Origin of the sequence: Providencia alcalifaciens DSM 30120 (genome assembly GCF_000173415.1) — a bacterium.
Taxonomy (GTDB): domain Bacteria; phylum Pseudomonadota; class Gammaproteobacteria; order Enterobacterales; family Enterobacteriaceae; genus Providencia; species Providencia alcalifaciens.
In genome coordinates this window covers 38,111-63,860 of sequence record NZ_ABXW01000062.1, presented here as the reverse complement: position 1 = coordinate 63,860, position 25,750 = coordinate 38,111, and the positions used below count along the sequence as shown (strand labels likewise).

The following is a 25,750-nucleotide window of genomic DNA, read 5'->3' as shown; positions in this document are numbered from 1 at the left end:
CGCCAATAAGCCACTCATTTCACCTAAAAAATTGTGATTAAATTTTTGCGTTAAAGCCTAACTCATTCAGCAATTGCGCTGTTTGTTCGCTATCACACTGAACGGTAAGCGATGACCATTCGCGACGCTCTTGGTAATGTTTGCGTAATTTATCGAATTCACCGGGAATACCTGCGACTGCGCGCAGTGATGAATCATCACGACGCACATCATACACGAGATGAACTAATCTTTTGAGTTGGCTTTGCGTTAATTTACCATTGAAATTAATGCAATCGATATCTGGCTTCGGTAACAATGATGCGAGTGAAATGTGGGTAGGTTTACCCAAAAATTCACAATAGGCTTCAAACACTTGCGTTGTTCCACGCGCTTTACCTTCTAAGGTATAGCCCGCAATATGTGGTGTACCGATATCCACATACGCTAATAATTCAGTATCTAAATCTGGCTCAGGCTCCCAAACATCCAATACTACACTCAATGGTTTACCTTGCTTAAGTAAGTGTAATAACGCTTGGTTATCCACTACTTCGCCACGGCTGGCATTCACTAAAATAGTGCCATCACGTAAATTGGCGAGTTGAGAAGCGCCCATCAAATGGAATGTTGAATACTTTCCATTCATATTAAGCGGCGTATGGAAGGTTAAGATATCTGCCTGCTCTAAAACGGTATCGAATGAGACAAAGGCTTCTTGGTCACCATTGTCTGCACGAGGCGGATCACACAATACCGTTTTGACTCCCCACGCTTGCAAGCGTTTATACAGACGTCCACCCACATTTCCCACACCGATAATTCCTACGGTTTTATCGCGTAAATCAAAATTATCGCGTTCCGCTAGCATCAAGAGTGCTGAAAAAACATACTCAACGACGGCAATCGCATTACATCCCGGCGCAGAGGAAAATCCAATATTGGCTTCTGCAAGCCACTGGGTATCCACATGGTCAAACCCTGCAGTTGCCGTGCCGACGAATTTTACTGGCGTATTGCTCAGCAAGGATTTATTCACTTTGGTAATTGAGCGCACCATCAATGCATCTGCATCGTTAAGTTCTTGTTCTGGCACTGGACGCCCTGGCACTGCTTTAACTTCGCCTAGCTCACTAAATAAGGCTTGAGCATATGGCATGTTTTCATCAACCAAAATTTTCACGAAATTCGTCCCAATAAAATGTTTAGTCATGCCCGATTTGGCAGCCACACTATACTCCAAATCGTCGATGTGCTGAATCATTTACATGATAATGCGTTTTAACATGAAATCCAGAGTCTCGCAGGTAGCATTATTTAAATTTTCTCTTTGATTTAACAACGTTACAGACGAGTCTGACTACCTAATCTAATAGATTTCATGTTTAATCAGCAGCACTACATTAAACGTTATTCATTTTTCAGGAAGGCATTTATTTTGAAAGGCATATTGATTGTGAAAAAAGTATTATTATCGCTACCCCTAATGTGCTCGTTTTATGCCTATGCTGGCGAGCAAAACTGCTCGGCGGACACCATCGCCACCAATAACTTCAATAATTTTGTCTTTGCCCAAGAACGCCCTTTTAATGACTCATTAAAAGAGATGAATGTACTTACCACCAGCCAAGACGATTACATCAACAACACGGTTCAAACGAAGTTTGATGATTGTGGAGCCTTAATCGAGCTAACTGGTCATGAAGTTGTCAAATTCAGCATCCACGACAGTGTATCCGTCAAATCCATTGATATGAACATGAAAAAAAATGGTAACGGTTGGGACTACAAGTCCGCATTTAAGCTGTCTGTTATTAATCAAGATAATGTTGAAAAAACCATTTTACAGCAAAAAATGAATGGGAAGTTTTTCACTGACCAGAATGGGAAAATAACCGAAGCCAAAGACTCTTCTTATACGACGACTCTCGACAAAGAGCGCATGTTAACAAGAGCAGTAACACGTTTTTTAACTGATGATAAAGGACGATTATCTGAATCCAACCGAGTCAGTACGCTCGAAAATGATAGTGTGAAAACAACCTTCTATTATGATACGAAAAATCGCTTAATTCGCATGCAATCTGATTCAACCGTCGAAGAGTTTACCTATGGTGATGATGACAGACCGTTAACCAAAAAAACCATTGAAGAATTTTTTACCACCGAAACAACTGTGACGACCTGTAAAAGCTGGAATAAGTTCGGAAGATGCACTGATGCAGAACAAACTATAACTACGTTAATTAAAGATGAGCACGGAGGGAAAGATAGCGTGTACAACTACCACGCTAATATCAAATACGATTATGTATATTGATTTTTCCGCAGCTATGGGGCCAGCTCTTTCATCCGAAACCGGTCAGGAGTGACCCCTGAAATTTGCTGGAACATGGCGATAAATGCGGATGCGGAGCTATACCCTACATCGAGCGCCACTTCATGCACACTCTTGCCTTTGTCCAATCCAGCAACTGCATGTAAGTAACGTAGTCGCTGACGCCACTCGCTGAATGACATGCCTAACTCTTGCTGACAACGACGAGATAATGTGCGCTCCGAGGTATAAAACCGTTTAGCCCACTGTGCTAGCGTTGTGTTATCCGCAGGATCTTGTTGCAATTCGTTTAAAATAGGAGCCAGAAATTTATCTTTACTGGTCGGTAAGTAGGTATCTTGGCATGGCGAAATCGCAAATTGGTCTATCAGAACCTCCCCCAAACGAATATCTTGTGCTGTTTCAGGTTGTACAATTCCCCGTTGATACATATCTGTCATGATTGTGTGAAAAATCGGGCTTAATCGGACAACACACGCCTTATTGGCGAGCCTAGGGGTATAGGCTTTAGCAAAATCAATGATACGAAACTTTACGCTCTGTTTATTAAAGCTCGCATGCTGAGTATTCGCAGGGATCCAGATGCAAAATTCTGGGGGCGCCATATAATGCTTCCCTTCAACTTCCATTTCCATAATTCCGCAGACCACATACAGTAACTGACCAAATGTATGGGAGTGGGATTTGTACTCAGTTTGTTGGTTAATCTGCTCATGGCGCAACGCAATGAATTCAGGCTCAATAATATTGCATTCATTAATTTGCAGTACATCATTCTTTAAATTATTCATCGGCTGTCTGAAAAACGTTATCGATTGTCTGAATATCAGTATATATAATATTTCGGACAGATGTATACTCCTCTGACTGATTTAGGGAGAACGTTGTTAATGAAATATTTCCTGTTTCCGCTCGTCGCGGTGTTGTTATGGTCTGTCAATGCTATCGTCAATAAAGCAGCCGCAAGTGCTATTGACCCTGCAGCTATCTCATTCTATCGCTGGGCATTGGCCTTTTTAGTCATGACTCCATTTGTTCTGCGATCGGTATTACGCCATGCCAAAATTGTTAAGCAACATTGGTGGCAATTGGCTATTTTAGGTGCTTTGGGAATGATGCTGTATCAAAGTCTGGCTTATTACGCCGCGCACACGGTCAGTGCAACATTTATGGGCGTGATGAACTCATTTATTCCACTGCTGACTGTCGTCATTAGTATTTTTGTTTTGCGCGTGATCCCAACAGTTGGGATTGTTGTCGGTTCCGTTTTATCATTGTTTGGTCTGGCTTGGTTAGTCAGTCAAGGGCATCCGAGTTCATTACTTGATAATGGGTTGGGTCAAGGTGAGTTACTGATGATCGTCGCGTCAGCCGCTTATGCCTTGTATGGCGTATTAACCAAACGCTGGGCGATTCAACTCTCCAGCTGGGATTCACTCTATGTACAAGTGTTCTTTGGGGTATTGCTATTAATTCCTAACTTCTTAATGGCAGACGATGTCAGTCTTAACCGCGATAATATCGGGTTAGTCCTGTTCGCTGGGATTGCGGCATCCATTCTTGCTCCAGCCATGTGGATTCAAGGTGTACTGCGTTTAGGGGCCAATACAACCTCTATCTTTATGAACCTTGCGCCCGTTTTTACCGCCATTATTGCTGTCTTCACGTTAGGTGAAGAACTAAAAAGTTATCACCTCATCGGCGGTGGCATCGTGTTACTCGGTGTGATGTTAGCCCAACAGCTACGTACACCGCTTACTCAAGTATTCACGCGTAAGAAAAAGGCGTTGGCAGAAGATACTTGTCAGTAAGTGATATCAATTAAGTAAGTGCCTTAAAAAACCCTATTAGTTCTGAAAATTAATAGGGTTTTGTTTATTTGCATTGTTTATTTGCAATGTTTATTTGCATTTTTTCATCGCCCTGTCCCCGATGAACGACTTAAGGCATTTTCACGTCTTCCTCGGTGCCCGACTCATTTTTAAAGTAATACGCACTAGCAAGCCGCCAAGCTGGTCACTTTTTAATAACTGCAATTCGGAACCGTGGTAGCTAGCGATATCTTTCACAAGAGCCAAGCCTAGTCCTGAACCTTCCAGCCCTTTTGCATTATTTAAGCGCCTGAAAGCTTTTAATGAACGGTGAATATATTTATTCTCAATACCGGGTCCCGAATCTTCCACTTCCAGCGTTACCATCGATTGCTGAGTCTCATCGGTGACAATACGCACCGTTACCACCCCTTTCTCTGGCGTATATTTAATCGCATTATCAATCAAGTTCGCACACATTTCCGCCAGTAATATCGCATCGCCTTTAACCCAGCAATGTTCTAATCCTTCATAACCTAAATCAATCTTCTTGCTTTCTGATTTTCCTAAACGAGTAAAGCAGACTTGTTGGACAATATCGACCAAATTAACGGCACGATAGAGCCTAATAGCCTCTTTTTCATGCTCTTTCAAACGAGAAAGTTGCAAAAGCCGATCAGTCAAAACGATGGTGTTATCTAATGTTTTGTTAATGGCTTGCAAGCTTTGCTGCTTTTGGTGTTCATCCTCACTATTAAGGGCCACAGAAACTTGGGTTTTTAATACCGTTAATGGGGTTTTTAATTGATGAGATGCATCCGCACTAAAGCGTTCTTGGCGTTTTAACATCCGCTTTAACCGTTCCACATAGCGATTCAGTGCATCCACTAATGGCGATAACTCAGACCATGGCAGTACATTAGGAATCGGGGTGAGATCATTCGCCGCGCGCCCTAACATCAAATTAGAGAGTTTCTTCAGCGGAGTTAATAATTTACGTAAGAGTAAATAAGCCAATATCAGTGTCACAACAACGACAGTACCTTGGCTCATCAGTGCAGAAATAAGCAGTTGGTTGGCGAAATCTTGCCGCGCATAAACAGTTTCGGCGACGCGGATCTCCACCATGCCTTGTATTCCACCTTCATTGATCGGTTGGAAAAATGTCGCGACACGAATGGGTAGACCCCGATATTCGGCATCGTAAAAGTAGACAAGAGCGGTGTAATGTTGGGAGCGCATCCAATAAGGCGGGATTGGCGGTAAATCATCATAGCCCGAGATCGTTTCCCCATGAGGAGCGATCACTTGATAAAACAGGCGGTCATTGTTGTTAAGCTCAAAGCTATCAAGCACTACATAGGGAACATTCACTGAGAGATGTTCATCAACGACCTGTAAGCGTTCCGCAACCGTTCTGGCTGATGCAAGCAACGTTCGGTCATAGGCTAAATTTGCCGCATTCTTAGCACTGTAATAGTGGGTATAAACCGAAAAACTGCCCAATAAAATGAGGGGGATACCGAAAAAAAGCAGTAACTGATGAAAGAGAGAGCGTGGATGAGAGACTAATTTCATACACTACACTGCTCTAATCGGTATCCCAATCCGCGTAAAGTATTGATATTCACATCTGAGCCCGCAAGCTTTTTGCGAACTCGGTGAACATAGAGCTCAATACTTTGTAAATTGGCTTCATCTGACAGTGAAAATACCTGCTCAAATAATTGTGTTTTTGAAACAGGTCGCCCTCTGCGATGAAAAAGTGTGTTCAATACCGCATATTCCCGCGGTGTTAAGCCTAATGGCTCCATTTTCAGTGAAAAGTAACCTTCTTCATGAAAACAAAGATCACCAAAACATTGGGATTCATTAATATTTCCATGGCTACGGCGTAATAACGCACGAATTCTGGCTTCTAACTCAGCAATATCAAAAGGTTTGGTAAGATAATCATCCGCCCCCGCATTCAGCCCTTTTACACGATCAGCAACATCAGAATTCGCTGTCAGTAGCAGCACCGGTGTTTCTTGGTGACGCTTACGCATCTGAGCTAACACGTCTAAGCCATTCATTCTTGGTAATGAAACATCTAATACGACTAACGAATAATTTTCAGTCTGTAATAGCTGATCCGCAATATAACCATCACTCGCAATATCCACAGCAAAGCCAGATGCTGCTAGGGCTTTCTGTAACCACAATGACAATTCATCATGGTCCTCAACCAATAACATTCTCATCAGTCGCCCACTCATTATGATTATTTATGCGTATAAGTTGGCACTCTATCGATTGAATGAAAAGTGTTAAACGCAATTTTTACCGAAGCTATCACAACAATCCTTCGTTAACTTGCTGCCACCAATAGAAATTAACATTAAATTAACATAATTAAGAAGCGAGAATATAAAACAATCTGATATGTATCACATAAAAATAATTTTATTTGTTAATGAAAGGTAAATGAAAGGTTCACCGTTCAATGATGAGTGGCGAACACACATTGTCTACAATCACACCAATAACGACATAACTGACAACAACCAAGTAACTTAATTATTGTCTAGTGAGGAATAAAGCATGAAGAAGTTCACAATCAGCACCTTAGCAGCAACGATTTTTTTAGTTGGCATTAACCAAGCAATGGCTTTACCTGAAAGAACAGAATGTATTGCCCCTGCCAAACCTGGTGGTGGTTTTGATTTAACGTGTAAGCTGGTGCAAGTCTCTATGCTAGAAACTAAAGAGATCGAAAAACCAATGCGAGTCACGTATATGCCGGGTGGGATCGGTGCCGTCGCCTACAATGCTATCGTCGCTCAGCGCCCTGCTGAACCGGGAACTATCGTGGCATTCTCTGGTGGCTCACTCTTAAACCTCGCCCAAGGTAAATTTGGTCGCTACAACGAGAATGACGTCCGCTGGCTAGCCAGTGTGGGCAGTGACTATGGCATGATTGCCGTACGCGCTGACTCCCCTTATAAAACTCTCGGGGAGCTGATGGACGCCTTCAAAAAAGACCCCAACAGTATTGTTTTCGGCGCAGGTGGCTCAATTGGCAGCCAAGATTGGATGAAAACGGCGCTGCTTGCTAAAGCTATCGACCTCGACCCTCGCAAAATGCGCTATGTGGCCTTCGAAGGTGGCGGTGAAACGTTAACGGCACTCTTAGGCAACCATGTTCAGGTCATCTCTGGAGATATCAGTGAAATGACCCCGTATATCAGTGATGGAAAAATTCGCATTCTGGCCGTATACGCGGATAAACGCTTGCCTGACGGTTTAGCCAATATCCCAACCGCCAAAGAGCAAGGTTATGACATAGTTTGGCCGATTATTCGTGGGTTCTACATGGGACCTAAAGTCTCTGATGCAGATTACAACCAATGGGTTGAAGCCTTCCAAAAACTCCAACAAACCGACGAATTTAAAAAACAACGCGACCTACGCGGTCTGTTTGAATACAACTTAACAGGACCAGAATTGGACGCTTACGTGAAAAAAGAAGTTGAAAATTATCGTGAGCAAGCCCGTTCCTTCGGATTAGCGAAATAACGGAGTCATTCCATGAGCCAACGCATATTTGCCATAGTCTGGCTGATACTGTGTGGGATCGGGTTGTATATCGGCTGGGGTATCCAAAGTGAGTTTACTTACGAACCACTGGGTCCCCGCCCTTTCCCGATAGCCATACTGTCCTTAATGACCTTATGCGCTCTTGCACTCTTATTCGGTCGCCAAGAGGCGGTTGAATGGCCAAAACCGTATGTTTTACGCCGTTTAATCTTGTTAATCATTGCATTAGTGATTTATGCATGGGCATTTGAATGGTTAGGTTTCCCATTAGCAACCACATTACTAACCATCAGTGTCGCCTTGTTATTTGGCGCAACACCGATTGCCGCCCTGATTTCAGGTCCGATTCTTGGCATTTTGCTCTTCTATGCCTTCGACAAGTTACTTGATGTCACATTGCCAATCGGCGAACTTTTTAGCTAAGGAGAAAAGTATGGAAACGTGGATGTATTTATCTCAAGGCTTTGAGGTGGCGCTGATCCCTCAAAATATTATGATTGGGTTGATTGGCTGTTTTATCGGTACGATTGTCGGCATGTTACCGGGTCTCGGTCCTATCAATGGTGTTGCCATCCTATTACCGTTAGCGTTTGCCCTAAAGCTCCCCGCAGAATCTGCGCTAATTTTATTGGCAACCGTCTATTTAGGCTGTGAATATGGTGGGCGCATTTCTGCAATTTTATTGAATGTACCCGGTGATGCCGCGGCAATTATGACCACATTAGATGGCTATCCGATGGCAAAAGAAGGCAAAGGTGGCATTGCGCTGTCTATTTCAGCCGTCAGTTCATTTATCGGTTCCACGATTGCGATTGTTGGGATCATTTTATTTGCACCTTTATTGGCACAATGGTCTCTCGCATTTGGTCCCGCTGAATATTTCGCGTTGATGGTATTTGCTATCGCGTGTTTAGGCAGCATGATGAGCCAAAACCCCGTCAAGTCGCTGCTCGCCGCCCTGATTGGATTGGCGCTAGCCACGGTGGGTGTCGATGCCAACTCCGGGGAATACCGTTTTACATTTGATAGTGTCAACTTATCCGATGGCGTCCAATTTATCGTCGTGGTCATCGGCCTGTTCTCCGTCAGTGAAATTCTGTTAATGCTCGAAGGAACCGCTACGGGGCAAGGGTTGATCCGCAAAACCGGTCGAATGCTATTCAGTAAAAAAGAAGCAAAAGCTTGTGCGGGTCCGACATTACGTTCGTCATTTATTGGCTTCTTTGTGGGCATTTTGCCGGGTGCAGGAGCAACTATCGCCAGCGCCATTACCTATATGACAGAGAAAAAGATTGCCGGTGATAAGGGTACGTTCGGTGACGGGGATGTTCGTGGCGTCGCGGCCCCTGAAGCAGCGAACAATGCTTCAGCCTGTGGTTCGTTTATTCCCATGCTAACGCTTGGGGTTCCAGGTTCAGGCACCACGGCTGTCATGATGGGTGCGCTAACGCTGTACAATATTACACCGGGTCCGGGGATGTTCACTGAACAACCGCATATCGTATGGGGGCTGATTGCTGCACTGCTGATTGCCAACGTAGTGTTGTTGGTCATGAATATTCCGCTAATCGGCTTGTTTACACGTATGCTCACAGTGCCATTGTGGTTTTTAGTTCCGGCGATTGCCTGTGTCTCTGCGGTCGGGGTTTATGCCGTACACAGCACCACATTTGACCTACTCCTGATGATGGGACTTGGGGTATTCGGGTATATATTGCGGAAGATGAATTTCCCTCTTTCCCCGCTGATCCTTGGGTTCGTTTTAGGTGAGATGCTCGAGCAAAACTTGCGTCGCTCACTGTCTATCAGTAATGGCGATTTCAATATTCTGTGGAGCAGCACTATTTCGAAAAGTTTATTAATTTTAGCGATACTGGTTCTGGTGCTACCACCTATCATTAAATTAATCCGCAAGCGCCGTCACCATACTGCTCAAGCATAATTCCAACTGTACGTTATGACTGTCAGATTTCGCCCCATGAACATGGGGCTTTTTTTTTAAATATTAACTTTATCGTTCAATTAAATCTGCTTTCTCTATTTCTAGCGCTATTTTCTTTTAAACTAAACTTTCTTATCTCACTATTCTGTATATTTAACTCTAAATCTCGAAACCTATATTGATTACTTCTTTTATTAAAAATAATAATCAATATAATGCGCCCTTCATATTTATTATTCACAAGGAAATAAAGTGTCAACTGAACTAAGATGTGAACAACCAAATCAAGGAGCTCCAAACGTCATTTTTATATTATTAATGATCATTGGTATACCTTGTATTCTTTTCCCTGCTTTAACCCTATTTATTATCCCTCTTGTTATTTTCAGTTCTTTTTGTTTCTTTATTCATTACTTATATTCTGAAGGGCATTTTTCCGAGATACTTTCAGGGATTGTGATAGGGATCATCATTACAGCTGTAGCCATGATCATTCCTATTGTCGGTCCAATAATCTTAGTACTTTGGATTATATATAACATTGCTAAAGCTGTTGGCAGTATTAAAGGTTTAGTTCCAGATGCCATCATCAGTATTTTACTTGTAGCAAGTTTACTCATACCGTTCATTTTAGACGTAAACCGATCTCCTTACCGCCATGACAATGATCTACCTGAAAGAATAGCTTGCGCTGCCACGTATATTATTATTTCTGCGGTTTATTATTTCAGAATGAAAAATTATCCAATGACAACAAAAGATTACCTTTTTAGGTTCTCGATTTTATGGATTTCTGGTCCATTAATTATGTTGTTAATTATGATGATTGCAATGTCGATAAAAGCCGCGTTTAGAATTACGGTCAATACAACATTAACGCCAACGACAGTGACACAAAACGTCTCAGCACATATGAGAGGCGAAACGTTGGTTAGCGCTTATACGCGAGAAGTCACTCGCAATATCGCAACAACTACAACACATGTTCTTCCCGGTGCTGGCGCTGTAGCGGCATCAGTATTAGGACAAGTTGCACCTAAAATTGATCAGAGTGAATCAGAATTAATAGCGGAAGCCTTACCTATTAAAGATCATGAATTTTTGCTAGATAATACTTACCAAACTAACACTGATCATAATTTTTATCGCTATGATGATTTTGATGACAAAAAAATCAATAATTTTGTTCAATGTGCTAACGCCAAATTTCCTAATCAACATATTAATAAAAATGACATTCTATTTTATTACAATGAAACACTGTTTGGCAGTGGTGATCATGGCGTCATTTTAACATCTGAGTATGTGTGTTGTTCACTAGGTAGATTATATGAAAGCTTTATTATTAACTATGCCGATATCAAACATGTCAGCATAAAAGGTTCTTTTAATAAAACGATCACAATCCTTAGCCAGCAAAAGAAAATGCACAAAATTGAGCTCACACAGTCAAACAAAGGTGCGATAAAGCTTTATGAATTAATCAGAGAGTTTAGTTTATAATGCTTACATTCATTTCGTCCAAATACGCTCTTTGGTACATGTAAACACAGTTTTTATCAGTCAATTACTTAAGCATAATTGACTGATATATAATTAATAAAAAACCGCTTTCGCGGTTTTCTTTTCTAATCATTCATTTTCCGGCTTTGGATAACCCTGCTCGCGTAGCCATTCACGCCCCACATCAATGGTAGGAGTCTGCACTATAAACACAAATAATGCACCGATCATCGCCCCTAACAGCGCTCCGCCAAGAAAACCGCCTGAAAAGAAACCAAAGAAAAACAACATAAAGGCTAATACGGCAGAAAGTAAAACCGCGAGTCCCGTAAGCTTCCAATATTTAGCGCCCATACGCTTTTTGCCTTCTTTCAAACATTGACGAAACAGGCGTCCCTGTTCTTTTCGCTCTAGTCCTTTTAATTCAGGAACACTTTTTGCCGTCCAATACGCCATTTATCCACCTAGCTTTATGATTGAATTATTTATCGTGTATTTATACGCATTTTAATGATTTGATTCTCGCGGATAACTCTGATAAATCATCATAAAAACGAACTCAATAGTTCTCTGCTTTGGGATAGATGATGTGCTTGTGTTTTTTAAGCTAACCTCAATTATTTCCGTGAAAATTGCACGCATAGAACACCAAGAATAACTAAACCAATCCCTACCACTTTTCCAATTGGAATCGAGCTTTGATTCACTCCAAACTAGCCAAATTGCTCAATAAATGCAGAAATCATTAATTGTCCCGCAATAACCAAAACAAAAAATGTCGTACTGCCAATGTTAGGTACTAAAATTAAAGCCGAAGTGAGATAAAGCATCCCAGCAATACCACCAAACCAAATCCAGATTGGTTGATTAAATAGCTCAGTACTGAAATGAGGCTTAGGTACTTTAAAAATAATTAAGAGTGGAATTAATACAATTAAGCTGATGACCAGAGATGTTGCACTCGCCCATAATGGATGACCTAATTGCCGCGCTAATAGGGCATTACTTGCCGCTTGGATTGGTACAACAACACCCGCAAGGTAAGATGAATTTAGCGAATTGGCTATCGCATCCCCATATTTTAGTGAGTATGAAGCCTTTTAATGCGAATGAAATTGATCATCAACTGCAATTAAGTCATCAACAACGCCGTATTGCAGTCACCGTACCTTACTGGCAAATTTACAATATTTACGCCTCCACTGATTTGGACTTTCAAATGGTCTGGCATCAACGCAGTGATGCCAATAAGGCATTAGAGTGGCTTAGAAGAATTATCGTCGAACAATTGAAAGACGAAGGCGAGCTTTATGGCAAAAACTCCGATTAATCCGTGTTACCCTATTTCGCTATCTATCAAAATTCATAAAAAAAGCGAGAGCCTTAGCCCTCGCTTTCTATTTCGTGCATTTCAGTAAATGAAACTTACGCTTTGTATTTGCTCATCACTAAGGTTGCGTTGGTACCACCGAAACCGAAGCTGTTAGACATCACTGTGTTCAGTGCTTGCTCAGTTGGTTTAGTGATGATGTTCAAGCCTTTCGCTTTTTCATCTAAATTTTCAACGTTAATGCTTGGTGCAATAAAGCCGTGCTCTAACATCAGCAAGCTATAAATGGCTTCTTGAACACCTGCTGCACCTAAAGAGTGACCGGTCATCGCTTTAGTCGCAGAAAGTGCAGGGCAATCATGACCAAACACTTCTTGGATAGCTTCTAACTCTTTAGTATCACCGACTGGCGTTGAAGTCCCGTGTGTGTTGATATAATCGATTTTATCAACACCGTGCATTGCCATTTGCATACAACGCACTGCACCTTCACCAGATGGAGCCACCATGTCAGCACCGTCAGAGGTTGCGCCATAGCCAACCACTTCCGCATAAATATGCGCGCCACGTGCTAATGCGTGCTCTAACTCTTCAACAACGACAATACCGCCGCCGCCAGCAATGACGAAACCATCACGGTCTTGGTCATACGTTCTGGATGCTTTTGATGGCGTTTCGTTGTACTTGGTAGACAGTGCGCCCATTGCATCGAATTCACAGGTCATTTCCCAGCTTAGCTCTTCACCACCACCCGCAAATACGACATCTTGTTTGCCCAGTTGAATCAGTTCAACTGCGTGACCGATACAGTGTGCAGAAGTTGAACATGCAGAGCTGATTGAGTAGTTAACACCTTTGATTTTGAATGGTGTTGCTAAGCAAGCAGAAATACCGGAAGCCATCGCACGGGTTACCATGTAAGGACCCACACCACGCAGACCTTTTGCACGCATGCCGTCAGAACCCGCAACTTGGTTACGTGGGGAACCGCCACCAGAACCGACAACAACACCCGTACGCAGGTTAGACACTTGGTCTTCCGCTAAGCCTGAATCTTTAATCGCCTGTTCCATTGACAGGTAAGCATAGACAGAGCAATCACTCATGAAACGGCGGACTTTACGGTCAATCAGACCTTCAGTATCCAGCTTTACATTACCCCAGACATGGCTACGTAGCCCTGCCTCTTTAAATTCTTCTGAGAAAGTGATCCCGGAACGACCTTCCTTCAGAGAAGCCAGTACTTCTTCCTGGTTATTACCAATGCTGGAAACAATACCTAGGCCAGTTATGACTGCACGCTTCATTCGTTACCTCATGTCTATAATTATATGATTACGGGATTACAGGTGTCACTTTAGCTTACACTTGTACGCTGAACAAGTCCGATCAGGGTAAATATTTGTATTTTTTTCTCTGTGACACAAATAAGGCTTTTATGTGACGGTAGCCTTACATTCATATCGGCGTTAGAATTCAGGCATGATTTTGCAATGACGGACCTAAACGTGAAAAAGACAGCTGTACAAACCGCTCACCTCAGTTGGAATGAGGAAGGCACTCCGATCTCAGAACAGTTTGAAGACATTTATTTTTCTAACCAAAATGGGTTGGAAGAAAGCCGCCATGTGTTTTTGCAGGGAAATCATTTCCCACAACGATTTCTAACACATCAAGATGAAACTTGTGTGATTGCGGAGACTGGATTTGGTACTGGCTTGAATTTTCTCGCTTTATGGCAAGCTTTTAATCAATTTAAACGTGAAAATTCCAATGCAACATTACAGCGACTCCACTTTATTAGCTTCGAGAAATACCCGCTATCAAAAGCCGATTTAATTGCTGCACATCGCTGTTGGCCAGAGCTTGCTAGCCTTTCACAACAATTATGTGAACAGTGGCCACCTGCCCTTCCTGGTAATCATCGACTTATTTTAGAAAATGGCGCAATCACCCTCGATTTATGGATTGGTGATGTAAATACGCAAATATCCGTACTTAATGATAATTTAAACAATAAGATAGATGCATGGTTTTTAGATGGTTTTGCACCCTCAAAAAATCCACAAATGTGGAGCGAACAGTTGTTCGCTGCAATGGCAAAATTTGCTCGTCAAGGTGGGACATTTGCTACCTTTACAGTGGCCGGATTTGTTAAACGCGGACTCCAGCAAGCAGGCTTTACCATCAAAAAAGTGAAAGGGTTTGGTCAGAAACGTGAAATGTTGACTGGCCTCTTAGAAAACAACCTGACAAGCCTGACGGCACCTTGGTTTACTCGTCAACCCGCCACCCGCACCGATGATATTGCAATTATTGGGGGTGGGCTCGCCAGCCTCACCTTGGCTCGTGCACTCAAAAGCAGAGGCGCTAACGTAACAATTTATTGTAAAGATCAACAGGTTGCCCAAAATGCCTCTGGCAATCGTCAAGGTGCGGTTTACCCTTTACTGACAGGGAACGATAACGCCTTGGAGCGTTTTTTTGTGAGTGGATTTCCATTTGCTACCCGCTTTTATCAACAACTCCACGCGCAAGGGCTGCCTTTCAATGGGCAATGGTGCGGGGTGAGCCAAATGGCGTATAGCCCTAAAGCCACCCAAAAAATCGATAATATGCTGCAAATTGAATGGCCAGAAGAGTTTGCAGTGGGTAAAGACCGGCAACAGCTAAGTGAACTCAGCGGTGTAGATGTAAACCATCGCGGGATCTATTATCCAACGGGCGGTTGGCTATGCCCTGCTCAGTTGTGTGAAAGCTTAGCGAAAAATCTAACTCAGCAAGGTATTAATATTCATTTTGGGCAGCAAGTTACTGACTTACAGCATGCCGAGGATGGCTGGGAACTCACGTTTGATAACCAACAAAAAACACATCATCAGACTGTCGTCATTGCCAACGGTCACTTATTAAGCCAATTTGAACAAACGAAAAATCTGCCTATCACCCCTGTTCGTGGGCAAGTCAGCCACATCCCAACTAACCCAACACTGCGACAATTAAAAACTGTATTGTGTTTTGAAGGCTATATGACCCCCGAGGATGTGACAAATCAACATCACTGTTTAGGCGCTAGCTACCAACGCGATAATTTGGATCTTGAATATTCAGAGGCAGAGCAGCAAGAAAACCTGCAAAAATTACTCACTAGCCTTCCGGATGCCGATTGGACGGCACAAGTGGATATCACCGACCAGCAATCACGCCAAGGAATACGCTGTGTGATCCGCGACCATATGCCGCTTCTGGGAAATGTGCCTGACTTTAATGCATTGATACAACTTTATGCCGATTTACCTAACCAAGTACGTCGGGAACAACTTATTTCATCCTCGCCAGCGTATCCAAACCTGTTTGTATTTGGGGCGTTAGGTGCTCGAGGGCTTTCCACTGCACCTCTTTGCGCTGAAATTTTAGCGGCACACATGTTTGGAGAGCCCATACCCGCAGATGATGACGTGCTAGCAGCACTGCATCCAAATCGTTTCTGGGTAAGAAAATTACTGGCAGGACGTCCAATCACCACGAAAGAAGCATAAACGAAAAGAGGGCTTCTACTTGGAAGCCCTAATATTTAATTGACGCTCAATTGCATAGCGCAGCGATCTGCTGCTTGAAACCCTGCATCGACTTCCTGTTGTAAAATCGCGTCTAGCTCAGGTGTTAACTGAGATGCCGCCATAATAGAAAAGCCTAAACGCTGATAGTAAGGTGCATTCCACGGAATATCTCGGAATGTGGTCAGTGTGACATGACTCACTTGCTGGGATTTAGCGAAATCAATAACCTGCGTGATAAGCCGTTTACCTAAGCTTTTCCCTTGCGCTGATTGCTGTACCGAAAGCTCCACAATATGCAGACTACCTGTTAAGTGTTCTACCATAATAAAGCCAACAGGTTGATCATGGCTGTCAACGACTAGCCATTCTAAGCCTTTACGGATACATTCAACGTGATTTTCTACCGGCTGAACCTCACCTTTAGCTATCCAATCAAACTTAGGATGCCCCGCGAAGGTTTGTCCTGCAGATTCTTCCACCGCAGGTAAAAATTGAGCATCTTCATGGGTTGCTAATCGAATGGAATACATGCAATCAATGGGATCCATAAAACTAACGCACAGTATCCAGCAGAGTTTTCCACATTCCCAGCACTAAAACTTGGTCTGGTGGTGTTAATTCACCTGCTTTGATGGCATTTTGGATACTCAGCTCAACACGCTGGTACAGCGCATCAACACTGGATTCATTCTCTTCTTCTAACTCGGCGACAGCAAGGGTTAAGTGACCACGCAAATAACCACCAGCAAACAGCTCATCATCGCTGGCGTGTTCAACCATATCATCAATTTTCGTCAGTATGCGTGTTTCAAAATCCGCAAGCATGCTTAATCCTTACTGTAGTGGGTGATTCTATTAGGCGAAAATATCTTCCGGATAAGGAAACAGTTCCGCAGAAAGTGGAGGTGTATTGTAAAACGATTGTAACGCATTAATAAAGCGTAGCGGTCTTTCTGGGATACCTTTTTCGAGGTACTCCATCACTTGCCCATGGACTTTACGCATAAATGCGATACGGTCAGGTTCAAAATCCCCTTCCAAGTTGTCACAACTCACATTGAAAGGAATACCTGCTGCAACACAGAAAAACCAATCAAATGCCTGAGGTTTGATTTCAACAACCTCAAAATCACATTGGGTTTTCTCATCGCGACCATCTGGGCAATACCAGTAACCATAATCTACCTGCTGACGACGGGCTTCCCCAGCGATGCACCAGTGAGAAATCTCATGAAGTGCGCTCGTGAAAAAACCGTGAGCAAATACGATTTGGTGATATGGCGTGGTGTCATCTGCGGGTAAATAGATAGGCTCGTCATCCCCTTTTACCAACTTGGTGTTGTACTCTTTGCCGAAACATTGTTCGAAAATATCAATAAGTTGCTGATAGTGATGTTGGGTCATGGAACGCTTAAATCATCTTAAAATAATGTGAGAAACCAAGCTTTAATGTCGTCACCGTGGCTGTCATTTAACAGCTTGATGCTCATGAGTAATGAAATCACGACGATCATCGGCCTGATAAGTTTTTGTCCTTTGGTTAACACTAAACGCGCACCCAGTCTCGCGCCAACCATTTGACCGGCAAGCATAACAAAACCAAGCACCCAAAGAACATGACCTCCGATAATAAAAAAGATCAAAGATCCAAAATTGGAGGCAAAATTTAACAATTTCGCATGTGCCGTTGCTTTGGCGAGGTTATACCCTAATAACAGAACATAGGCTAGCGCTAAAAATGACCCCGTACCCGGACCAAATGCGCCATCATAAAAACCAATCCCCATCCCTGCCGCTACACCGAAAATCGGCATACTGACACGCTGAGGTCTATCTTGTACTCCTAAGGAAGGCGTCAGTAAAAAATAGAGCCCAACACAGATGACCATCACCGGTAAAAGCTGTTTCAAAAAGGCAGTATCGATAGATTGGATTAAAATCGCCCCGATCATCGCCCCAATCATGGTCATAATGACTGGGAAAATTTGCTCTCGTAAATTGATCGCTTTACGCCGAGCAAAATAGAGCGTGGCTGAGAAAGAGCCGCCAATCGCTTGTAACTTATTGGTTGCCAACGTTTCAACCGGGGTAATTCCTACAGACAGTAACGCGGGGATAGTCAGTAAGCCACCGCCTCCTGCAATAGAATCGATAAAACCGGCAAGTAGAGCGACAAAGAACAACAGAGCGTAAACTTCAGGCGCAACGGCGGTAAGCCAATCCATTTTACATTCCAGATAAGTGAACTATCACGATGTAGATTTGTTATCTATTTACTGCCTCATTGATAGACAATAAATATCACAGCCCGGATGGATTATAATCGAGGTTTCATCCTAACCTTTAAAACACAGTGGATACCCCGACGGATATCCACTAAAAATACCGGTAATTACTCAAATGGCGCCATTGTTGACACAACATCCGCACACTGTCCACGGTGGCGCAAGAAGTGATCCATTAGCACAATCGCCATCATGGCTTCCGCAATTGGCACTGCACGAATACCGACGCATGGATCATGGCGACCTTTCGTGATCATCTCGACTTCTTCACCATGGCGATCCAAGGTTTTCCCTGAAACCGTAATGCTTGAGGTTGGTTTCATGGCGATATGCGCAATAATAGGTTGGCTGCTACTGATCCCACCTAAAATGCCACCCGCATGATTAGATGTAAAACCGTGGCGAGTGATTTCATCACGGTTTTCACTGCCTTTTAAGCTTACGACACCAAAACCATCGCCAATTTCTACGCCTTTTACCGCATTAATGCTCATCAGTGCATGAGCGATATCCGCATCTAGGCGGTCAAAGACTGGCTCACCTAACCCCGCAGGCACATTTTCAGCGACAACAGTAACTTTCGCACCAATAGAGTCCCCTTCTTTTTTCAAGCCACGAAGCAGCTCATCAAGGGCATCTAATTTACTTGGATCTGGGCAGAAAAATGGGTTTTCTTCGACAATCGACCAATCTTTAATTTCACACTCCACGCTGCCCATTTGCGTTAGACAAGCGCGAATTTGTATACCAAATTTTTCTTGCAGATATTTTTTAGCAATTGCCCCAGCCGCAACGCGCATCGCAGTTTCACGTGCAGATGAACGTCCACCACCTCGGTAATCGCGCATGCCATACTTTTGCTCGTAGGTGTAATCAGCATGTCCTGGACGAAACACATCTTTAATCGCGCCGTAATCTTGAGAGCGTTGATCCGTGTTTTCAATTAATAGTCCAATGCTTGTGCCCGTTGTCACACCATTGAAAACCCCAGACAGAATTTTTACTTGGTCAGGTTCACGTCGCGCCGTGGTATAGCGAGAAGTACCTGGACGGCGGCGATCTAAATCGATTTGTAAATCCGCTTCAGTTAGTGCCAATCCCGGTGGAACACCGTCAACGATACAGCCTAACGCGAGTCCGTGCGACTCCCCAAACGTAGTCACACGAAACAGTTGCCCAATTGAATTTCCAGCCATTCCCTGTTTCCTATTTGCTTGCGATTCTTATTTTGTTAAAAAATATGATGTTGTGCGTAATTATTATGTTTTATTTGATTATCTCGAGTAACGCAACTCTTTATTAATCAATGTATAATGCGAAGTGTTCGTGATGTTCAACCAACTGCTCACGGGTTAACATAAACACGCCATCACCACCAAATTCGAAATCTAACCAGATAAATGGAATATCTGGATATTGTTCAATCAGATGCACCATACTGTTACCCACTTCACACACTAAAATTCCGTCTTCATTTAAGAAGCGAGGTGCATTCGCTAGAATACGACGGACTAATTTCAGACCATCACTACCCGCAGCCAGTGCTAACTCAGGTTCGACACGGAACTCTTGTGGTAGATCGTCCATGTCTTCTGCATCCACATACGGTGGATTCGTGACAATCAAATCATATTTAACTTCAGGCATATCTCTGAACAAATCTGAACGAATTGGGATCACTCGATGCTCTAAGCCATGATTCGCAATATTTTGCTCAGTCACCGCCAATACATCCGTTGAGATGTCCACTGCATCCACTTCTGCTTCAGGGAATTCGTACGCGCAAGCAATAGCAATACAACCACTTCCTGTACACAAATCGAGGATCGTTTGCGGTTCGTCAGATAATAAACCCACAAAATGATTGTTAATCAGTTCACCAATTGGCGAACGCGGGATCAACACACGCTCATCCACATAAAACTCATGACCACAGAACCATGAGCTGTTAGTCAAGTAGGCAACTGGAATACGCTCATTGATGCGACGTAATACGCGCTCAATAATACGATGGCGCTCCGTTGGCGTCAGGCGCGAAGTCAGTAGCTCATCCGGTAAATCCATCGGTAAATACAGGCTTGGCAATACTAACTGTAAGGCTTCATCCCATGGGTTATCTGTGCCGTGACCATAGTAAATATTTGCAGCGTTAAAGCGGCTCATGGTCCAACGTAAAATGTCTTGAATGGTATGAAGTTCTGCGACGGCTTCATCAACGAAGATCTTTTCCAAGAAGGGTTTCTCCTACCTGTCTATTAAAAAGGAAAATTTGAATGGCTAAAGTTTGCCATGAAGTGAGAGACAAATCAGCAGATTAATGTAAGAAAATACACAGATGAGCACTTGTTTGCCTATTTAGGTGCCCAAATAGCTGTGCCCCTGACTTTCATCAAGGGCACTGTACGATGCACTATATTGTATGTTTTACGCTAACTCTTCGACTTCTTTTGCTTCTTCTTCTGGTTTTTTCACCCAAACAGCGTAGGCAATCGTCAACAATACTAACCAACCAATACCGACATACAGCGCAATTCGAGTACTTTCGAAATACCCTAAGACACCAAAAATAAACAACATAAAGGCGATCGCGAGGATGGGCGCAACAGGCCACATTGGCACAGGGAATTTCAATTGCTGGACTTGTTCCGGCGTCATCTTACGACGCATCGCAAACTGAGCCAACAAAATCATCAACCAAACCCAAATCGTTGCAAAGGTCGCAATCGATGCGATAACTAAGAATACATCTTCAGGGATCATGTAATTCAGTACCACGCCGATAAACAGTACCAACACCATGACCAAGACGGTCATCCAAGGCACCCCATTTTTCGTTAACTTAGTAAATGATTTTGGTGCCTGCCCTTCATGAGCCATACCATACATCATTCGACCTGCACCAAAAATATCACTGTTAATCGCGGAAATTGCAGCAGTGATCACCACCACGTTCAAAATATTCGCCGCCGCTGAAATGCCTAAGCTATCAAATATTTGAACAAACGGGCTACCGTTTTGACCAATTTGATTCCACGGGTAGATACACATGAGGACAAACAATGTCAGTACATAGAAAAGTAAAATACGTACAGGCACCGCATTAATCGCTCTTGGGATCGTCACATCAGGATTTTTGGCTTCGCTAGCCGTAATTCCAATCACTTCAATCCCGCCAAAGGCAAACATTACTACCGCAAATGAGGCGATGACCCCGCCTATTCCATTTGGCATAAACCCGCCATTATCAAACAGGTTTGATACCCCAACGGCATGTTCAGAAGCTTGACCAAAACCAAACATCATAATGGCAGCGCCGCCGACAATCATGGCTACAATCGCCGCAACCTTGACAATCGATAGCCAAAATTCCATTTCACCGAAGGTTTTAACGTGACATAAGTTAATCGCACCAATAAAACAGATAATACTCAGTACCCAAATCCACTGTGCGACATCGGGGAACCATAACTTCATATAAACCCCAAATGCGGTCACATCCGCCAAGCAGACGATCAGCATTTCAAATACATATGTCCACCCCGTGAAAAAACCAGCTCTCGCACCTAAATAGTGGCTCGCATATTGAGAAAATGACCCCGCAAGTGGGCTACGTACTGCCATTTCACCAAGGGCGCGCATAACCATAAAAACAGCGGCGCCGCCGATAATATAGGCAAGCAGGACCGCCGGACCCGCTGTTTGTATCGCTTTTGCTGAACCATAAAACAACCCCGTTCCTATTGCTGAACCGAGGGCCATAAATCGGATGTGGCGCGCAGAAAGTCCACGCGCAAGTTGTGATGTGCTTTGCATGTTGTGTCCTTCGTTTTTATCAGTCGTTTCGAAGAGAATTCGCAGCCGATACATAGTCGGCTGCTTTTAAAACACTTACTTATAGGAACTATAGGTATATGAACTACAGGTTTTTATGAATGAAAAACCGAGTTTGCTGCAAACAACGTGGCAAGTTTATGTTGATCAATAAGCGAGATAGCTGCCTCGATATCCGGCGCGAAATAACGGTCTTTATCGTAATACGCGACTTTATCACGCAAGGTTTTACGGGCTTTTTCCAGTTTTTCACTCGATTTTAAGCCATCGCGGAAATCCATTCCCTGACACGCAGATAGCCACTCGATGGCTAAAATTCCCGTAACGTTTTTCGCCATTTCCCACAAACGACGACCGGCTGCTGGCGCCATCGAAACGTGATCTTCTTGGTTCGCAGAAGTTGGTAAGCTATCCACACTAGATGGATGTGCTAACGCTTTGTTTTCACTTGCTAATGCTGCTGCCGTTACCTGCGCAATCATAAAGCCGGAGTTTACCCCCCCATTGTTGACCAAGAATGGCGGGAGTTGGGACATATGCGTGTCCATCAACATAGCAATACGACGCTCTGACAACGCACCAATTTCCGCTAACGCCAACGCGATATTATCCGCTGCCATCGCGACTGGTTCAGCATGGAAGTTACCGCCAGAAATGATGTCGCCGTTATCCGTAAATACCAGAGGGTTATCGGAAACTGCGTTTGATTCAATTAAAATCACCTCAGCGGCTTGGCGAATTTGCGTTAAACATGCGCCCATCACCTGCGGTTGGCAACGTAATGAATAGGGGTCTTGAACTTTCGAGCAGTTCGCATGGGATTGTGACAGCTCACTGGTTGGCGACAGAACATCACGGAATAATGCTGCCACATCAATTTGACCTTTTTGACCACGAACTTCTTGGACACGTGCATCAAATGGCTTACGTGAACCTAATGTGGCTTCGACACTTAATGCGCCACACACAATACCCGATAACAATAAATTTTCAGCAGCAAATAGACCTTTTAATGCAAATGCTGTCGAGGTTTGAGTCCCGTTCAGGAGTGCTAAACCTTCTTTAGCTTCCAGCGTTAATGGCTTCAAGCCCGCTTTTTCTAACGCTTTTTTCGCCGGTAACCATTGACCATCAACACGTGCTTTACCTTCACCAATCAGAATTAAGCTCATATGTGCCAATGGTGCTAAGTCGCCAGATGCACCTACAGAACCTTTTGCAGGAATGAACGGATACACTTGCGCGTTAACTAACGCAATTAATGCCTCAATCACTTCCAAGCGAATACCTGAAAAACCGCGAGCAAGACTGTTGATTTTGAGCACCATAATCAAGCGAACCAGATCATCATCCAGTGGTTCGCCCACTCCCGCCGCATGGGACATTACAATAGAGCGTTGTAAAGATTGCAGATCTTTGCTGGCAATACGGGTGTTAGCGAGTAAACCAAACCCAGTATTAATACCGTATGCTGTTTTATCTTCAGCAATAATTTTATTGACCGTCGCGACACTTTTTTCAATGGCGCTGTGTGCATGTTTATCTAATGCTACGGTAACGGATTTTTGGAAGACAACGCGTAATTCATCGAGTGTCATTTTCCCTGGATGGATCGTTAATTTAGTCATCAATGGCACTCCTAACGTGTTTTTAGCATAGGTAAGTTTAAGTTTTTCTCTTTCGCACATTCGATAGCGATGTCATAACCTGCATCCGCGTGGCGCATCACGCCAGTTGCAGGATCATTATGTAATACACGCGCAATTCGCTCTGCGGCAGCATCGGTACCATCACACACAATCACCACACCAGAATGTTGAGAGAAGCCCATTCCAACGCCGCCACCGTGGTGTAATGACACCCACGTTGCTCCGCTGGCAGTATTGAGTAATGCATTGAGTAATGGCCAGTCAGACACGGCATCAGAACCATCTTTCATCGCTTCTGTTTCTCGGTTCGGGCTTGCTACCGACCCCGAATCCAAGTGATCGCGCCCAATGACAATCGGAGCAGATACCTCACCACTTCTCACCATTTCATTGAACGCTAAACCTAATTTGGCACGATCTCCTAAGCCAACCCAGCAAATACGTGCTGGCAAACCTTGGAAACTAATACGCTCACGAGCCATGTCCAGCCAGCGATGCAGATGTTTATCATCAGGCAGTAACTCTTTCACTTTTGCATCGGTTTTATAGATATCTTCAGGGTCACCTGAGAGTGCAACCCAACGGAAGGGACCCACACCACGGCAAAATAGAGGTCGAATATACGCAGGCACAAACCCAGGGAAATCGAACGCATTTTCAACGCCCATTTCTAATGCCATTTGGCGAATATTATTACCGTAGTCGAATGTCGGAATACCTTGTGCTTGAAATGCCAGCATCGCTTTCACATGTTCTGCCATGGATTTCTTCGCTGCCAACGCGGTGCCTTGAGGGTCTTGTACGCTCTTCTCGCGATATTGTTCCCAGCTCATGCCAATGGGTAAATAACCATTAAGTGGATCATGGGCACTCGTTTGGTCAGTCACCATATCGGGCTTAACACCACGACGGACAAGCTCAGGCAAGACCTCGGCAGCATTGGCACATAATGCGATAGAAACGGCTTTGCCTTCTGAGATGTATTTCTTGATGCGTGCTAACGCATCATCTAAATCTGTCGCTTGTTCATCCACATAGTGGGTTCTTAAGCGGAAATCGATGCGGCTTTGCTGGCACTCAATATTTAACGAACAAGCACCGGCTAATGTTGCCGCTAATGGTTGTGCGCCACCCATTCCACCTAAACCTGCCGTTAACACCCAACGCCCGGTTAAATCACCATTATAATGTTGGCGGCCAGCTTCAACGAAGGTTTCATATGTACCTTGGACAATCCCTTGGCTGCCAATATAAATCCAGCTTCCCGCAGTCATTTGACCGTACATTGCTAAACCTTTCGCATCGAGTTCATTAAAATGTTCCCAATTCGCCCAATGAGGTACAAGGTTAGAGTTAGCAATGAGTACGCGAGGCGCATTTTCGTGAGTTTTAAATACGCCAACGGGTTTACCCGATTGCACGAGTAAAGTTTCATCGCTCTCTAGCTGCTTTAGGGATTCAACAATTTGGTCATAACATTGCCAGTTACGGGCTGCGCGACCAATCCCACCATAAACCACTAATTCATGGGGATTTTCTGCCACGTCAGGATCGAGGTTGTTCATCAACATGCGCAGTGGTGCTTCTGTCAGCCAATTTTTAGCCGTCAAGGTGGTTCCACGAGGTGCTCGAATTTCAATATTACGATATTTGTTATTTAACTTTGTCACGAATATACCCTCACTTAGATGCGTGTTTGACTTATAGCGTCTCCCTATAGATATAGTTGTATATACATGTACAATCAATTTATTTTTTAACAATTGAGATGGCGATAACGAACATCGAAGATAAAAATAACTCATTAATAACAATTACATAGAAAAACACCCTTTGATTTTACTGGTGTTTTTTTATTCTAAATCTGCCTACCAGATCACATTTGTTTCACAGTTATTTTACATTTATGGCGGGAGTTTGAGGTTCGCACAGCTACTTGTGGC

At 43.6% G+C, this 25,750-nt stretch carries 24 protein-coding genes; 8 read left to right on the top strand and 16 right to left on the bottom strand.

Going from position 1 to position 25,750, the window contains the following annotated elements:
• Positions 1–37: 37 nt before the first annotated feature.
• Positions 38–1,162 (bottom strand): 4-phosphoerythronate dehydrogenase PdxB, encoded by a 1,125-nt coding sequence (pdxB, locus tag PROVALCAL_RS15445; protein WP_039862235.1) that lies wholly within the window; start codon positions 1,160–1,162, stop codon positions 38–40.
• A gap of 273 nt (positions 1,163–1,435) precedes the next feature.
• Here pdxB and PROVALCAL_RS15440 point away from each other — a divergent pair, with 273 nt between their 5' ends.
• Complete coding sequence (locus tag PROVALCAL_RS15440; RefSeq protein WP_226890310.1) at positions 1,436–2,299, top strand: hypothetical protein; 864 nt, start codon at positions 1,436–1,438, stop codon at positions 2,297–2,299.
• Between the two features lie 11 nt (positions 2,300–2,310).
• On the opposite strand, the gene PROVALCAL_RS15435 is transcribed toward PROVALCAL_RS15440, so the two are convergent.
• Positions 2,311–3,108, bottom strand: a complete 798-nt coding sequence (locus tag PROVALCAL_RS15435; RefSeq protein WP_006660255.1) for an AraC family transcriptional regulator — start codon at positions 3,106–3,108, stop codon at positions 2,311–2,313.
• Positions 3,109–3,207: 99 nt separating this feature from the next.
• Here PROVALCAL_RS15435 and PROVALCAL_RS15430 point away from each other — a divergent pair, with 99 nt between their 5' ends.
• A complete protein-coding gene (locus PROVALCAL_RS15430; protein WP_006661348.1) occupies positions 3,208–4,128 on the top strand; it encodes a DMT family transporter in 921 nt (306 codons plus the stop codon).
• Between the two features lie 141 nt (positions 4,129–4,269).
• Here the strand turns inward: PROVALCAL_RS15430 and PROVALCAL_RS15425 are convergent, their stop codons facing one another.
• A complete protein-coding gene (locus PROVALCAL_RS15425; protein ID WP_006660253.1) occupies positions 4,270–5,706 on the bottom strand; it encodes a sensor histidine kinase in 1,437 nt (478 codons plus the stop codon).
• Positions 5,703–6,371, bottom strand: a complete 669-nt coding sequence (tctD, locus tag PROVALCAL_RS15420) for a transcriptional regulator TctD (RefSeq protein WP_006661346.1) — start codon at positions 6,369–6,371, stop codon at positions 5,703–5,705. The genes PROVALCAL_RS15425 and tctD overlap by 4 nt, the downstream gene beginning before the upstream one ends.
• Before the next feature lie 340 nt (positions 6,372–6,711).
• Here tctD and PROVALCAL_RS15415 point away from each other — a divergent pair, with 340 nt between their 5' ends.
• The 4 genes from PROVALCAL_RS15415 (at position 6,712) to PROVALCAL_RS15400 (ending at position 11,152) form a co-directional block, all read left to right on the top strand.
• Complete coding sequence (locus tag PROVALCAL_RS15415) at positions 6,712–7,686, top strand: Bug family tripartite tricarboxylate transporter substrate binding protein (RefSeq protein WP_006660251.1); 975 nt, start codon at positions 6,712–6,714, stop codon at positions 7,684–7,686.
• A 12-nt stretch (positions 7,687–7,698) separates the two neighbouring features.
• The gene (locus PROVALCAL_RS15410) at positions 7,699–8,130 is read left to right on the top strand and encodes a tripartite tricarboxylate transporter TctB family protein (protein ID WP_006660250.1); all 432 of its coding nucleotides are present in this window, start codon (positions 7,699–7,701) and stop codon (positions 8,128–8,130) included.
• Positions 8,131–8,140: 10 nt separating this feature from the next.
• The gene (locus PROVALCAL_RS15405; RefSeq protein WP_006660249.1) at positions 8,141–9,649 is read left to right on the top strand and encodes a tripartite tricarboxylate transporter permease; all 1,509 of its coding nucleotides are present in this window, start codon (positions 8,141–8,143) and stop codon (positions 9,647–9,649) included.
• Between the two features lie 252 nt (positions 9,650–9,901).
• Positions 9,902–11,152, top strand: a complete 1,251-nt coding sequence (locus PROVALCAL_RS15400; RefSeq protein ID WP_039862196.1) for an MFS transporter — start codon at positions 9,902–9,904, stop codon at positions 11,150–11,152.
• A gap of 129 nt (positions 11,153–11,281) precedes the next feature.
• Here the strand turns inward: PROVALCAL_RS15400 and PROVALCAL_RS15395 are convergent, their stop codons facing one another.
• Entirely contained in the window at positions 11,282–11,608 is a 327-nt protein-coding gene (locus tag PROVALCAL_RS15395; protein WP_006660246.1) for a hypothetical protein, read from the bottom strand.
• A gap of 257 nt (positions 11,609–11,865) precedes the next feature.
• The gene (locus PROVALCAL_RS15390; protein ID WP_243441105.1) at positions 11,866–12,171 is read right to left on the bottom strand and encodes a DMT family transporter; all 306 of its coding nucleotides are present in this window, start codon (positions 12,169–12,171) and stop codon (positions 11,866–11,868) included.
• Here PROVALCAL_RS15390 and PROVALCAL_RS15385 point away from each other — a divergent pair.
• Positions 12,123–12,482 carry a type 2 periplasmic-binding domain-containing protein gene (locus tag PROVALCAL_RS15385; protein ID WP_006660245.1) on the top strand — a complete coding sequence of 120 codons (360 nt, stop codon included), beginning with the start codon at positions 12,123–12,125 and terminating at the stop codon, positions 12,480–12,482. The genes PROVALCAL_RS15390 and PROVALCAL_RS15385 overlap by 49 nt on opposite strands.
• Positions 12,483–12,577: 95 nt before the next feature.
• Here PROVALCAL_RS15385 and fabB read toward each other — a convergent pair whose 3' ends face one another.
• A complete protein-coding gene (gene fabB / locus PROVALCAL_RS15380; protein WP_006660244.1) occupies positions 12,578–13,789 on the bottom strand; it encodes a beta-ketoacyl-ACP synthase I in 1,212 nt (403 codons plus the stop codon).
• A 201-nt stretch (positions 13,790–13,990) separates the two neighbouring features.
• Here fabB and mnmC point away from each other — a divergent pair, with 201 nt between their 5' ends.
• On the top strand, positions 13,991–16,021 hold the full coding sequence (gene mnmC / locus PROVALCAL_RS15375) for a bifunctional tRNA (5-methylaminomethyl-2-thiouridine)(34)-methyltransferase MnmC2/FAD-dependent 5-carboxymethylaminomethyl-2-thiouridine(34) oxidoreductase MnmC1 (protein WP_207383144.1): 2,031 nt from the start codon (positions 13,991–13,993) through the stop codon (positions 16,019–16,021).
• 35 nt (positions 16,022–16,056) lie between these two features.
• Here the strand turns inward: mnmC and PROVALCAL_RS15370 are convergent, their stop codons facing one another.
• From PROVALCAL_RS15370 to hutU, 9 genes are all read right to left on the bottom strand, one after another.
• Entirely contained in the window at positions 16,057–16,572 is a 516-nt protein-coding gene (locus PROVALCAL_RS15370; protein WP_050788086.1) for a GNAT family N-acetyltransferase, read from the bottom strand.
• Between the two features lie 22 nt (positions 16,573–16,594).
• Positions 16,595–16,867 carry a YfcL family protein gene (locus tag PROVALCAL_RS15365; RefSeq protein WP_006660241.1) on the bottom strand — a complete coding sequence of 91 codons (273 nt, stop codon included), beginning with the start codon at positions 16,865–16,867 and terminating at the stop codon, positions 16,595–16,597.
• Positions 16,868–16,897: 30 nt separating this feature from the next.
• Positions 16,898–17,446: an elongation factor P hydroxylase gene (locus PROVALCAL_RS15360; RefSeq protein ID WP_006660240.1), complete on the bottom strand. Its 549-nt coding sequence runs from the start codon at positions 17,444–17,446 to the stop codon at positions 16,898–16,900.
• Positions 17,447–17,463: 17 nt separating this feature from the next.
• Entirely contained in the window at positions 17,464–18,267 is an 804-nt protein-coding gene (locus tag PROVALCAL_RS15355) for a TSUP family transporter (RefSeq protein WP_006660239.1), read from the bottom strand.
• A gap of 167 nt (positions 18,268–18,434) precedes the next feature.
• Positions 18,435–19,523 carry a chorismate synthase gene (aroC, locus tag PROVALCAL_RS15350; RefSeq protein WP_006660238.1) on the bottom strand — a complete coding sequence of 363 codons (1,089 nt, stop codon included), beginning with the start codon at positions 19,521–19,523 and terminating at the stop codon, positions 18,435–18,437.
• Between the two features lie 103 nt (positions 19,524–19,626).
• Complete coding sequence (gene prmB, locus PROVALCAL_RS15345; protein WP_006660237.1) at positions 19,627–20,559, bottom strand: 50S ribosomal protein L3 N(5)-glutamine methyltransferase; 933 nt, start codon at positions 20,557–20,559, stop codon at positions 19,627–19,629.
• A 192-nt stretch (positions 20,560–20,751) separates the two neighbouring features.
• Entirely contained in the window at positions 20,752–22,140 is a 1,389-nt protein-coding gene (locus PROVALCAL_RS15340) for an amino acid permease (RefSeq protein ID WP_036966183.1), read from the bottom strand.
• A gap of 113 nt (positions 22,141–22,253) precedes the next feature.
• Positions 22,254–23,786 carry a histidine ammonia-lyase gene (gene hutH, locus PROVALCAL_RS15335; RefSeq protein ID WP_006660235.1) on the bottom strand — a complete coding sequence of 511 codons (1,533 nt, stop codon included), beginning with the start codon at positions 23,784–23,786 and terminating at the stop codon, positions 22,254–22,256.
• A gap of 11 nt (positions 23,787–23,797) precedes the next feature.
• Positions 23,798–25,477, bottom strand: a complete 1,680-nt coding sequence (hutU, locus tag PROVALCAL_RS15330) for a urocanate hydratase (protein WP_006660234.1) — start codon at positions 25,475–25,477, stop codon at positions 23,798–23,800.
• Between the last annotated feature and the right edge of the window lie 273 nt (positions 25,478–25,750).